Origin of the sequence: Pelagibius sp. Alg239-R121 (assembly GCF_947331435.1) — a bacterium.
Lineage (GTDB): Bacteria > Pseudomonadota > Alphaproteobacteria > Kiloniellales > Kiloniellaceae > Denitrobaculum.
On the sequence record NZ_CAMZOF010000012.1, the window covers coordinates 70,847 to 83,254 of the forward strand.

At 55.6% G+C, this 12,408-nt stretch carries 12 protein-coding genes; 6 read left to right on the plus strand and 6 right to left on the minus strand.

Annotated elements, in window-relative coordinates; all coding sequences use genetic code 11:
• Nucleotides 1-2: 2 nt before the first annotated feature.
• Nucleotides 3-968, minus strand: a complete 966-nt coding sequence (locus tag QMZ18_RS31240) for a LysR family transcriptional regulator (protein ID WP_282610349.1) — start codon at nucleotides 966-968, stop codon at nucleotides 3-5.
• A 129-nt stretch (nucleotides 969-1,097) separates the two neighbouring features.
• Between QMZ18_RS31240 and QMZ18_RS31245 the strand changes: the two genes are divergently transcribed.
• Nucleotides 1,098-2,006: a DMT family transporter gene (locus QMZ18_RS31245; protein ID WP_282610350.1), complete on the plus strand. Its 909-nt coding sequence runs from the start codon at nucleotides 1,098-1,100 to the stop codon at nucleotides 2,004-2,006.
• Nucleotides 2,007-2,150: 144 nt separating this feature from the next.
• Here the strand turns inward: QMZ18_RS31245 and QMZ18_RS31250 are convergent, their stop codons facing one another.
• The 3 genes from QMZ18_RS31250 to QMZ18_RS31260 form a co-directional block, all read right to left on the minus strand.
• A complete protein-coding gene (locus QMZ18_RS31250) occupies nucleotides 2,151-2,705 on the minus strand; it encodes an RNA 2'-phosphotransferase (RefSeq protein WP_282610351.1) in 555 nt (184 codons plus the stop codon).
• Nucleotides 2,706-3,250: 545 nt separating this feature from the next.
• Nucleotides 3,251-3,799, minus strand: coding sequence for a peroxiredoxin (locus QMZ18_RS31255; protein WP_282610352.1), 549 nt, complete (start codon nucleotides 3,797-3,799; stop codon nucleotides 3,251-3,253).
• Between the two features lie 1,207 nt (nucleotides 3,800-5,006).
• Nucleotides 5,007-5,414 carry a DUF4332 domain-containing protein gene (locus tag QMZ18_RS31260; protein ID WP_282610353.1) on the minus strand — a complete coding sequence of 136 codons (408 nt, stop codon included), beginning with the start codon at nucleotides 5,412-5,414 and terminating at the stop codon, nucleotides 5,007-5,009.
• Nucleotides 5,415-5,660: 246 nt separating this feature from the next.
• On the opposite strand from QMZ18_RS31260, the gene QMZ18_RS31265 reads away from it, so the two are divergent.
• From QMZ18_RS31265 to QMZ18_RS31280, 4 genes are all read left to right on the plus strand, one after another.
• Nucleotides 5,661-7,181 carry a helicase HerA-like domain-containing protein gene (locus QMZ18_RS31265; protein ID WP_282610354.1) on the plus strand — a complete coding sequence of 507 codons (1,521 nt, stop codon included), beginning with the start codon at nucleotides 5,661-5,663 and terminating at the stop codon, nucleotides 7,179-7,181.
• A gap of 90 nt (nucleotides 7,182-7,271) precedes the next feature.
• Nucleotides 7,272-7,733, plus strand: a complete 462-nt coding sequence (locus QMZ18_RS31270; protein ID WP_322097518.1) for a YaiI/YqxD family protein — start codon at nucleotides 7,272-7,274, stop codon at nucleotides 7,731-7,733.
• 123 nt (nucleotides 7,734-7,856) lie between these two features.
• On the plus strand, nucleotides 7,857-8,798 hold the full coding sequence (locus tag QMZ18_RS31275) for a nucleoside hydrolase (RefSeq protein ID WP_282610356.1): 942 nt from the start codon (nucleotides 7,857-7,859) through the stop codon (nucleotides 8,796-8,798).
• A 67-nt stretch (nucleotides 8,799-8,865) separates the two neighbouring features.
• A complete protein-coding gene (locus QMZ18_RS31280; RefSeq protein WP_282610357.1) occupies nucleotides 8,866-10,149 on the plus strand; it encodes an adenylate/guanylate cyclase domain-containing protein in 1,284 nt (427 codons plus the stop codon).
• A gap of 21 nt (nucleotides 10,150-10,170) precedes the next feature.
• Here QMZ18_RS31280 and QMZ18_RS31285 read toward each other — a convergent pair whose 3' ends face one another.
• Nucleotides 10,171-10,701, minus strand: coding sequence for a PAS domain-containing protein (locus QMZ18_RS31285; RefSeq protein WP_282610358.1), 531 nt, complete (start codon nucleotides 10,699-10,701; stop codon nucleotides 10,171-10,173).
• Between the two features lie 123 nt (nucleotides 10,702-10,824).
• Here QMZ18_RS31285 and QMZ18_RS31290 point away from each other — a divergent pair, with 123 nt between their 5' ends.
• Nucleotides 10,825-11,271, plus strand: a complete 447-nt coding sequence (locus QMZ18_RS31290; RefSeq protein ID WP_282610359.1) for a phytanoyl-CoA dioxygenase family protein — start codon at nucleotides 10,825-10,827, stop codon at nucleotides 11,269-11,271.
• Nucleotides 11,272-11,285: 14 nt separating this feature from the next.
• On the opposite strand, the gene QMZ18_RS31295 is transcribed toward QMZ18_RS31290, so the two are convergent.
• Nucleotides 11,286-12,344 carry a VCBS repeat-containing protein gene (locus QMZ18_RS31295; RefSeq protein ID WP_282610360.1) on the minus strand — a complete coding sequence of 353 codons (1,059 nt, stop codon included), beginning with the start codon at nucleotides 12,342-12,344 and terminating at the stop codon, nucleotides 11,286-11,288.
• Between the last annotated feature and the right edge of the window lie 64 nt (nucleotides 12,345-12,408).

The following is a 12,408-nucleotide window of genomic DNA, read 5'->3' on the forward strand; positions in this document are numbered from 1 at the left end:
CTCTAGCTTTCGACTCCCGGCCGCTCGTTCAGTAGCCAAGTCCGAAACTTCTCCACAACTGACCGGGGTCGCAGCGTGGTCAGCAGATGAAAGTCACCAAGTTCCGCTGCCGGTGCGTCCGGGAGTTCGACCAGAGAGCCAGCTTGGATTTCCCGCAGAGTCATGACAGGCGGCATCAGGATCATTCCAATTCCCGCGACGGCTCCATGAATTGCGGCGTCATCGGTATCGAATCGGTCGACGACACGGATATGTCCGGCAGCATCATTCAATGCGGCACCGACCGGAATCGGCGGTTGAGTGCCTGCGAGCTGGCTCCAACGCAACCAGTCCCAATCGTCCTCGGTCGCACTCAGAACCGGTATCGAAGCAATATCGCTCAGACTGCGATAACCACTCTTGGCGAGCAAGCTCGGTGACAACACTGGCCGGCTGACGTCCTTCATAAGCACCACCGGCTTACCCGCGCGATTACCCGGGGCGCCAGCCGCCTTCTCACGCCGGCCGGACGGCTTGGTTTCTTTCCGGCCGTAATTGATTGCAAGGTCGACGCCGGGACTGAGTGGCGACTGAGAGAGGTGAGTTGTCTCAAGGCGGATTTGAATATGAGGATGGCGCTTTTTGAAGCTTTCCAGACGTGGAATCAGCCAGCGCACTGCCAACGACATGGCGGCGCGTACAACCACTTCGCTTGCGGAGCGCCGCAACGCCTCCGCAGCTCGTTCGATTGTCCCGATGGCTGGGGCTATATCATCCAGAAACTGCCGGCCTGCATCGCTGAGTAGCACCGCATTGTTGCGCCGTTCGAACAGAACCACGCCCAGCCCTTCTTCCAGTGACTTTATCTGGTGACTGACTGCACTAGGCGTAACCGACAGCTCCAGGGCCGCTAGCTTCAGGCTGCCGTTACGGGCGGCCACTTCGAACACCCGGGCCGCATTAAGTGAAATTTGACGGCTTTTCTGCATCAAAATTTTTTAATCAGGATCGAATTAGATCGTTTGATCAAAGTATAGCTCTGTGACGATTATGCAATGACGATCAACAGCCTCCCAGGCTTAACAGCATGGTCGACCTAACTTTGTCGAAAGCCGCGCATGTCATCCAGTTCAACTCAACGGAATCATCGAAAATCCGATAACACAGTGGGCGTTATATGGGTCACGGCAGGCACCGCCCTCTTCACTGTCGTATTTGCATCCGGCAAGTTCGCGGGCGACACCGCCTCGGCTCTGCAGATTCTTTTTATTCGCTACATCGGGGGATTCGCGACCCTGACAGCGATCGCGATTATGGGTGGCAAGGGTTTAAAATTCTATGCCAGCACCAAACCGGCATCTCACTTTTTCCGCGCGATCTTCGGTGCATTTGGCGGCGCCTCAGCCATCTACGCGGCCGCCAACATGCCGATCGCCGACGCAACCACAATCGGACTTCTGGAAGCCATCTTCACAGTTCTGCTCGGTGTATTGCTGTTGGGAGATCGAATCAGCCGCCCGCACTGGTCAGCAATTTCAATCAGCTGCGCCGGGGCCGCCGTCATGATGGCAAGTAAAGGTGCATTTCAGACCGTAACGGCAACCTATCTATGGCCCGCCGGAATCGCCCTGCTGGGCGCCATTCTCATTGCTTGTGAATCCATCATGATCAAAGTCCTGGCGGTGTCGGAAAAACCGATGACAGTGCTGCTTTACGTCAACGCTTTCGGCATCGTTTTGCTATCAATTCCGGCGATCCTCACTTGGCGTTCGACCGAACTGTACGACAACCTTCAGTTCCTTCTGCTCGGTCCGCTCGCGATCACGGCACAGTATTTCGTTATCAAGGGGTTCCGGGTCGCCGACGTGTCCGTGCTCGGCCCCGTCAGCTACACCTGGATCGTTTTTGCGGCGATTCTTGGCTACGTCCTGTTTGACGAAACCCCTGGCGTAGGCACGATCGTTGGTGCAGTCATCATCGTGATCGGTGGAATCAAACTGGCGCTGCTGAAGCCGACCCAGGACTGACGGTCACAGCTGCCGCCATAATTGGCGTTCGCTCTTAACGGATCAGGTCAAGGAAGCGATACGTCCCTTTTTAGAAGTGAGATAAAGACAGCCTTTCGCTTCTCGCGAAGTCGATGAAGAACGCTCAGACTATAGCGCGCAAAGCTATTCTTCGCCTAACCGACGCATGAACTTTGCAGGTACCCGGTTCGTCAGCCAGACCCCGTTTTCAGATTGAAAAAACCTGTGGCCCTTTGCCTGCATTTCACCGGATGCGATTTCCAAGACGACAACTTTACCGTGGCGCTGCCCAACGGCAATCGCAGTCTCCCGGTCTGCCGATAAGTGGACGTGATGGCGCTGACCGGGACGCAGGCCCTCTTCCTGGATAGAGTCGAGGAAGCGCGTCGCGGTCCCGTGAAAAAGGATCGCAGGTGGAATCTTCGGCACGAGTTCGAGGTCCACCTGAACGGAATGCCCCTGATTCGCGCGGATGCGGTCACCATCGGTGGAAAGCGCAAAGCGTTGCTTTTCACTCGTCTTCACGACCTGCTCGATCAGGTCCGTGGTGAGCGCGATTTCGGAAGAGGCCTTCTCAATCAGTTCGGATAGTGGAACCCAGCCGTTAGCATCAAGTACGATACCAATCGCCTCCGGTTTATGACGTAAGACGAAGCTCAGGAACTTGCTGGTTTTCTCCAATTGTTTCTTAGAGGGCATCGATTGGCCTTCCTGGCTGATTTTACGATTACTCAAGTCCCAGATCCTTCTGACGGCAGCAGTCTTTCCTGCGCGCGAAGTCAGATATATCCCGTCTCAATGGACAATGTAAACGAAACCAGCAGTAGTGATGCAACGGGCAGTAAGCCCAGGCAAGACACACCAGGCAGCGGCTTCCGAGCACCTCAACATTTTTGTATAGGCCTATAAAAAAACGATGATTCTCGGCAAGCAGTCGAGGGATTAGGTTAAGGACACCTGTTTCACCCGTACTGGACGTCGGAGCTTTCGCTCCGACGTTTTTTTTAACCAACAGATCGAACAATCAGCTGTCTGGCGTCATGTGTCCGCCCCGCCACAACAGGACTGCAGCCCAGCAGGCGCCCCCTATGACGACAACTGTTCGTTCAGGACGTCGGCCGATAAAAAAGCGGCCCGCCTGTCGGCAGACCGCTTTCATCGACCTATCGTTAGAGCGCCCTACCTCTTGAACATAACAATCAAGACTGGGAAACGCTCTCAAACACTAGGTTGAGGCAGTGACCTTAAGCGGAAACCCGCTCGTCCAGCCTCTGGCCGATCTTCTCGAGCAGATTCTGGGGGGCGGATTCACCATAAGGATCGCTCTCGCAGTTGTCGGAAAAGCCGGGCTCTTCAAACCAGGCTTCGACCGTACCGTCGTCGACGATTGCGGCATAGCGCCAGGAGCGCATGCCAAAACCCAGGTTATCCTTGCAGACCAACATACCCATCTTGCGGGTAAACTCACCCGACCCATCGGGGATCAGCTTGACGTTGATCAAGCCCTGCTGTTTGCCCCAGGCATTCATAACGAATGCATCATTCACGGAAACACAGTAGATCTCGTCAACGCCCCTGCCCTGAAACTCGCCGAAGAGCTTTTCAAAGTCGGGAAGCTGAAAGGTTGAACAGGTCGGCGTGAAGGCACCCGGCAGCGAAAAGATCGCAACGCGCTTGCCCTTGAAATAGTCGTCGGTTGTCTTGTCTTCCCATCGGTAGGGATTGGATCCGCCCAGTGATTCGTCGCGAACACGGGTACGAAAAGTGACGGCAGGAAGCTTTCTTCCAATCATATCATTCATCCTCATTGATAACGTGCAATGAGGTTTGGCACTCGAGACTCAAACCGTGAACCCACTGCACTTGCTTCTTACAATCATTTTAATTTACACAGTAAATTGTTCTTTTCAAGAAGATAATTGATAAAAATTTTGCACTGCAATATTAACCTTACCACCTGCACTGTCAAAACCTCCGGACGGCGCTAATGCCATAGAATCTCACGATTTTCGAATGAAGTTTCAGACCTGACCCAGATGGTCGGCCGGAGTCCAAAGATCTGATCTGTTCCGCAACTGCGTTGTCGGGCACAAGCCGTCGCCGTTGTGACAGCGTTCGTCCGTCATTTGGAGCATTTAAGATGACTGGGACGACAGATTGTGGGCCGACAGCTTGAGAGCTACGCGCGGGACATAGCTTCCCGCTCGGACATTTCGAATCCGTCCCGTACCGGGACAGGCTTTTTACTGCAGGCTTCAGTGAAAATTATTGTTTGTCTGCGAGTGTTAAGCGATCCGGCATTCGAAACCTCCCCATGAGGCTTCTAACGGCTGGTCAGCAAATCAGGTAACGCGCCGAGCCCTATGTCTCAGTCCCTAACCGACAGGTCGTTGTAAATGCAGTTCCGTGTAAGAGATAACACCGAACGCAGTCCAAGGCATGCCCCTCGTCCATCCGACCGCACGGTCCGGTTTCGGATGGGAAGCAGCCCTGCCCTTGGCCACACAGGTGATAAATTTGGTAACCGTAAGCCACACCAACGTGGCTGGCCGCTACGGTTCCTTCAATGGCTTCTTGCCTCCCTTGAATCCGCGGGATCATCATCCGAACATTGCCAGGAACGCGAATGTGACAATGTCGGCGCCGCCGCAGCACTCGGCGAGGTCAGCGAGTATGATCTCTTTCGGGCGGCCTGGTTTGCTTGGTATGGAACCGATGCCGACGGCGCCGAAACGGAGAAACTCTTTGGCGCCTACCTGAACGGAGCCGATCTCCCTTCACACGTGCGGCATTTCGTCCGGCGCCTTTCCTGTACAGCCAGTGATCCCGCCCTAAGCTTTGATCGGGAGCGTTTCGGTCTTGAAAAATTCAGGAGGAAGGAGCCGCTGATATACCTATAGAATCTGATCGTTCCGGATTGACCCAGCCAAACCGGTGAAACTATCAGTCTGTTAGAGCGGTCAAATTGTTGAGCGGCCCCTCCCAATACCCCGAAGCTGCTCAGTAGGAGATTGCCGGGTCCATCGTTTTCGCTTGTTCGACCCAACCGGATACCTGACTCTCAGAGACCGCACCGTTGGTCAGGTTCTTCTCTTCGTTGATCTCGGTCATCTTCGCTGCAAGATTTGCCGCGTTGCGATGTTTAAGCTCCTTGACCGTGTCAACACCGGCGGCTTCCAGCAATTCAGCGAACTGCTTACCCACGCCGCTGATCCGCATGAGGTCGGCCATGTTAGCCCAGGTCAACAGCATCTTCTCGCTAATCCCGGCACTGTCGGCCAGGGATTTCCGGCCAGCGGGTGTACCGCAGGCTTCGAGCAAATCATCTGTCGTAGCGATGCCCGCCCCCACGAGTTTTTCTCCGTATGTGCTGCCGATTCCTTCAATTTCTTCGATCTTGTAGGTCATATGCTTATCCCAAATGTTTTTATCGTTTGGACAGCATTGTCTATAGTGCGTACACCGACAATTCGGTGAAACACGTATGAAAACCAAGGTAAAACTACCGTGCATGAGCGTCGACTTTTGACCAAACAACCGGGCCGTGCTTGATCTCGGTCGAGAGGCTTCGAAATTGATTCAGAACACACAACAGATCGAACACAGGCACACCAATTGCCTGTCTCGTAATCAATAAAACCAACAGGGGTTTCCATGAAAAACGACGGGCAAAACGACGGGACAATTTTCATTGGGGGCAGTGGAAAGCCACAGACCCTCTCCCTCAAATTTGCGAACCGTCATGGTCTTATCGCGGGCGCGACGGGAACCGGCAAGACCGTGACCCTTCAAATCCTGGCGGAGGGATTTTCCAAGGCCGGCGTACCCGTCTTTCTGTCTGATGCGAAAGGCGACCTTTCCGGCATATCACAAACCGGAAAACCCAATCCAAAACTGGAGCAGCGCGCAGCGGAAATCGGATTGGGAGGCTTTGACTATTCGCCTTCACCGACCGTCTTCTGGGACCTGTTCGGTAAGAAAGGCCATCCGATCCGCACAACAGTGTCGGAGATGGGTCCACTCCTGCTGGCCAGGCTTCTCGAGTTGAACGATACGCAGGAAGGCGTCCTGAACATCGCCTTCGAGTTGGCGGACGATCAGGGTATGCTGATCCTCGATCTCAAGGACCTTCGCGCTCTGCTCGCCCATGTCGCAGAAAACGCACGTGAACTCAGCAAGCACTACGGTAACGTCTCATCCGCTTCGGTCGGAGCGATCCAACGCCGTCTGCTCACGCTGAAACAGCAGGGAGCCGAGAAGTTTTTCGGGGAACCGGCACTGGAATTGTCGGATTTCATGCAGTACGCGCCGGACGGAAGCGGCCAAATCAATATTCTAGCCGCCGACAAGCTCATGATGACCCCGCGGCTCTATGCGACTTTCCTGCTTTGGCTGCTCTCCGAACTCTTCGAAGAACTGCCCGAAATCGGCGACCCGGAAAAGCCCAAGCTCGTCTTCTTTTTTGATGAAGCGCACCTGCTGTTCAATGACGCGCCGAAAGCCTTGGTCGAAAAAGTTGAACAGGTCGTGCGCCTCATCCGCTCAAAGGGTGTCGGCATCTATTTCGTTACGCAGAACCCACTGGATGTGCCGGAATCCATTCTGGGACAGCTTGGCAACCGGGTACAACATGCCCTGCGCGCCTTTACGCCACGCGATCAAAAGGCGGTCAAGGCTGCCGCTGAAACTTTTCGCGCAAACAAGTCCTTCGACGCTGCCGTCGCCATCACGGAACTGGGCGTTGGTGAGGCTCTGGTCTCGACGCTGTCAGGCAAGGGCATACCGACCGTCGTACAGCGCACGAAGATCCGCCCGCCATCATCCCGGATGGGACCGGCCAAACCGGCGGAACGTAAGGCAACGATGGCAAGCAGCCCGCTCGCCGGACACTACGACAAGGCCGTGGACCGCCGCTCCGCCTACGAGGTTTTAAACGAAAAAGCGGACCGGGCTGCCAGAGAAGCAGAAGAGCGCGAAGAAGCGGAACGCGCCGCCAAAAGTCGAAAGGCGAAGGCGAAAACCCGCACTCCAGCCCGTCGGACGCGCCGCAAAAGGTCGTCGAGGCGCCAGTCCGTTGGCGAAACCCTGATGAAGAGCGTCGTACGGTCACTGGGTTCGAACATCGGCCGCCAGTTGGTTCGCGGCCTACTGGGTTCTCTCTTTAAGGGGCGCTGACCAACAGCCTCGCGTTTTTACTTGCCGTGGCGCAGCTTGGGCGCCATTGATCACCCTTGTCAAAAGAGCTTGAACGAAGGTTCCAGAGTGCTGGAAATCTATGTCGACGGCGATGCCTGTCCCGTAAAACAAGAAGTGCTGAAGGTAGCTGAGCGCCACGGCCTGATCGTACATATGGTCGGGAATACCTGGCTACGTGTCGGCGACAGTCCATTGGTAAAACGTGTCGTGGTCCCTGAAGGCCCCGATGCGGCCGACGATTGGATTGCAGACCACATTGGTCACGGCGATGTTGCGATTACGTCCGATATTCCCCTCGCCGATCGTTGCTTGAAGGCCGGTGCCGGTGTCCTTGGCCCAACCGGCAAGCCCTTTACCGAAGACTCTATCGGGATGGCACTGGCAATGAGGGATCTAAAGGCTACGTTACGTGAGACCGGTGAAATCTCCGGTGCAGGACCAAGCTTCTCAAAACGAGATCGTTCACGATTTCTAAGCTCCCTGGAAGACGCTATCCAGGCAGCAAAAAAACAATCCAAACTCGCGAGATAAACTTCCCGCCCTGATCAAAATCAGGTTATAGAGTCGAACCTGACGACAGTCGTAGTCGACCTCTCCCAGACTAGATTTTGTCAGCAGCGCCCCTTACCGCCCCTTATGAGCGAGGTTTCCGCCATGACCGCATGCCCCATCATCATCGACTGCGATCCAGGTCAGGACGATGCGATCATGCTGCTCTTGTCGCTGGCGTCCCCGGATGAGCTCGACGTTCTCGGAATTACCACTGTCGCCGGCAATGTCCCTCTGGCCTTTACCTCCCGCAATGCCAGGATCCTCTGTGATCTGGCAGGCAGGCAGGAACTCGGTGTCTATGCCGGCTGCAGCCGTCCTTTGGTGCGGAGACTGGTAACCGCAGAAGAAGTGCACGGTAAAACTGGCATCGATGGCATTGAGATCACGGAACCCATCACGCCGCTGAGCGACATTCATGCAGTCGATTTCCTTGTCGAAACTCTTTCCGCCGCTGAAAAGAACGCGATCACCTTGGTCCCGATCGGCCCTCTGACCAACATCGCGGCAGCCTTGATCAAGGCACCCGAAATCGCTGAGAAAATCCGCGAGATCGTGCTGATGGGTGGAGCCATGCGCGAGGGCGGCAACACGACACCGTCGGCGGAATTCAATATCTACGTCGATCCGCATGCTGCGGACGTGGTCTTTCGCTGCGGACGGCCCATCGTGGTCATGGGCCTGGACGTTACGCATCAGGTACTCACGACTCAGGCGCGTCTAAAACGCATCAAGGCACTCAACAATCCCGTCGCCGACGCAGCCCACAACATGCTGGCCTTTTTCGACCGGCACGATGTTCAGAAATACGGGTCCGACGGCGCCCCGCTCCATGATCCCTGCACCGCGGCCTATCTGCTTCAGCCTGAACTCTTTAAGGCCAAGACCTGTAACCTGGAAGTCGAAATCCATGCCGAACTGACTATGGGTCACACCGCCGTCGACTTTTGGCAGGTCACGGATCGGCCTAAGAATGTCCAGTGGGTCCACGAGGTCGACAGTGACGGATTTTTCGACCTGCTGATTGAACGCCTGGGGAGATACTAAAAGGCTAAGCGAAACTCCTTCTACTCCGCTCTTCGCAGGCGGATGCCATTGACGGAATCCCATTGAAATGACCGACACCAAGCAGCTTTTCTTTGATGCCGAACGTCGGGCAGAGAGGTTGCTGGGATGGGTCCGGGTTGCAATTTCGCTAATCCTGGCAGTGCTCTTTGCCGCGACGGTGTTGCGGGAATTAACCACGGCCGATCCAATTCTCCGACGACAATTGTCGTTGGCGGCCTTGACCATGGCCGGGTATCTGGTCATCGGCCTCATATCCCTTACCGCAGCGAGGCGGGAAGTCTTTCGGACCTGGCATACCTGGACCTTTGCAACCTGCGACGTCGGTTTCGTTCTGCTGAGCCTGTACATCGGCTTGATCAACACCGGCGCAGACGCCAACTACCTCACTTCCCTGCCCGCCGCCTGGTTGATTCCGCTGGTTCTTGCATTCGGCGCATTGCGCTTTAATCCCTTTCAACAAGCTTATGTGACAGCGCTTATCGGCCTGGGCCTTGCCGTCATTGCCCTATGGGCTGTTTCCTGGGTGGACGCCTCAACCCATGCTTTCCCAGATGGCTTGAACCGCCTGTTCGAGGCACCGCCGAATATCATGCGCCTGGGCATGATCGTGCTTGCCGGCGTTATCCTAACGGTTGCCGTATACAGAACGCGGCAATTCCTAACGCGCGCACTGGAGGAAAATCGGCGCCGTATTCATCTGACCCGTTATCTGCCTCCCGAGCTCAGCGACGAACTTTCCGACAAGGGCACCGCAGAGCTGAGGTCGGGACAGCGGCGCAGAGTTGCTGTTCTTTTCGTCGATGTGCGCGGTTTCACGCACCGGTCTGAAGGTCTGAGCCCGGCAGCGCTCAGCAATTTCGTCACGCGCTTCCGTCGATGTGTCACGGACGCCGCGGCAGCGCACTCGGGAATCGTTGATAAATTCATCGGCGATGCGGCTCTCGTTGTATTCGGTTTAACCGATGACGCCGGAAATCATGGCCGAAATGCCATTGCCTGCGCCCAACAATTACAAGCGAACGTCGAAACCTGGAACCGCGAACCAGGCCCGAAATGTGCGCCGGTTGAAGTCGGTGTCGGCATACATTGGGGTGAGGTGTTCTGCGGCGCCGTGGGCGATGACAAACGTCTTGAGTTCACCGTTCTGGGCGATACCGTCAATGTCGCGGCCCGGATCGAGGAACTCACCAAGAGCGTCCAATCCTGGCTGATCGTTTCCGGGGAGCTGCTCTCAATTGCGGGGGAAGCGGAAGAGGATGGCTGGCAGCCGGTGGAACAGACGACGCTAAGAGGGCGTGACAAGCCAATCAAACTCTTCCAGCCAAGATAAACAATCTGCCAAAAACCAGACCTAGCCACCAGCCTTTGGCCTGCTCTGAACGGGCACCGTCAGATTGACGAACATATCGATCTTGCCGCCATCGTTGGACAGCGGCCAGACACCTCGGACCACAGGGCGCCAATGATAGATCTCGTGAAAAACCGCAGTCTGCCAAAAACTAGGTTGTTCATGGACGAACGTGTAGAGATAGGGCTCGGTGATGACTTGAACATTGCCACCAACGATGACGTCGCGCGTTGTCTTTCCGGTGACATCCTGACCTGCCAGATTAGCGAGTTCGGTACCGCAGAGGCGGTAATAGAAAAAAACGCCGTCCTCGTCTTCCCGCAGCTCGACAAGCAGCATCCATGGCAGCGCTGCAGGCCCCATCGCAACCGGGTCGAGGTCCTTTCTCGAAGGAAAGCGGCCGAGAGCTTGGTGCAATGAAAGCCAATAGCGGTCAAATTTCCCAATGGCATCGTTGTGATGGATGGGCGGTTCATCGACACGAGCCGGTTCGCTATAGAGCGCGATGTGGTTCGATGACGCTGTCTCGGACACTTTTCTTAATCCTCAAGCAAGTGCAAGACCCTGGGGAAATTCACTGATTGGTTGGCGTAGTATGCCTCCGATTGGATAAAGCTCCCTAAAGATTTTTTCGTCCGGAACGGCCTCTTCCCACTAATGGCGTCGATGATGATCGCGCTGGATCCCACAACCGCAGAGAACGGTTGTCTAAAGGTCCTGCGTGGATCTCATAAACTCGGGCGGATCGATCACAAGCTGCTGGAAGGCGAACAGGTCGGCGCCGACCTGATGCGGGTCGAACAGGCCCAAAATCACCTGGAAACCAAGTTGGTGGAAATGGCGCCGGGCGATGCCCTGTTCTTCCACTGCAACACTCTGCACCGTTCAGACCAGAATCGCTCGGACCAGCGCCGCTGGACGTTGCTATGTTGCTTCAACGCCGCCCGCGATGATCCCTATATCGCGCATCACCATCCCGGTTACACCAAGTTGGAGAAGGTCGGCGACGATGCCATCAAACGGGCCGGGCTCAAATTCGCCACCTCTGAAGATCATTCGAGCTTTATGGAAACAGCCGTGGCCCCAGCTGAACTGTCAGATTAGGTTCAGAGTGCCGTTCAGGGTTTTGCCAAAATCAAAGTACCATCATTGAGGCCGTAAAGCAGTTCGGGTTTGTTGTCGCCGTCCAGATCACTCGCCACGACGGCTGTGGTTATCCGCCCTGCGTACTTCGACCCATCCTCTGGCAGACTGGCAATGATCTTTGCCTTGCCTCCGGCCAAGCTGACGATCTGAAGTCGATTGCGTCCGGCGTCGGGAAGCGCCAAGTCGAGCAAACCATCGGCATTCCAGTCAAGCACCGTCGCCATATCCAATTCCCGGCTACCGATGGCGTGATTGGAAAAGCCGTAGAGTGATTGTTCCTCAATCAAACCATCAGATGTGAGCGAAACAAAACGCAGGGTGCCGCCAATGTGCGGGGTTTCGACATAGGCAATCTCAATCACTCCATCGCCGTCGAAATCGGCGGCACCGGCTGGATTGAGCCAACGATGGGAGAGACCGATGGCGGCGGTCTCTCCGAGCGGAACAATCACACCGCTCTCCAATCCATAAACCGCCAGGGCGGCGCCTCCATTCAAGTAGCTGCGGATCACCACGAACTCATCGTCGCCGTCACCGTTCAAATCAAGGACACGGACCCGACGGTCCTCAAAGACAGATGCGTCGTCGAGCTCAAGCCTAGCCGTCTCGCCAACATCGTTTGAAACCGCTAGACCAGACGCCTCGATGGCATCGCCGAGAATGGCGTGATCGTAGCGTCGTGTTGGCCCCGTCAGCCAGGCCATACGTTCTGTTTCGAGACTATGGGTCAAGATCCCATCGGAGAGGATGTCCGCGGGCTCCCCATCCGTTTCTTCTGCGCCGCTCCAGGGTGATATCTCCTCGCTCTCGCCGTTCAGAACGAGCCGGCGGGTAACTCCCTCACAATCCACAAAGGAAACCGTCCGGGCAAGGTCGCCTGTCGATAAACCACCTTGTTTTTCGAACTGCCCCTCGAGGCTTCTGACGCAGAGGTGATTGAAACCAGATTCATGACGTTCCGCAGCACTACCGGCAGAAAAGGGCAAACCGCAGAGGAATAAACCGGCAACTATGTGAGGAACCTGCTTCACTGAAAGTCTGCTTCTCCTGCCAGAGCGGATCGTTGTTTTTTGAAACCATATCGTGGTTTGGTCA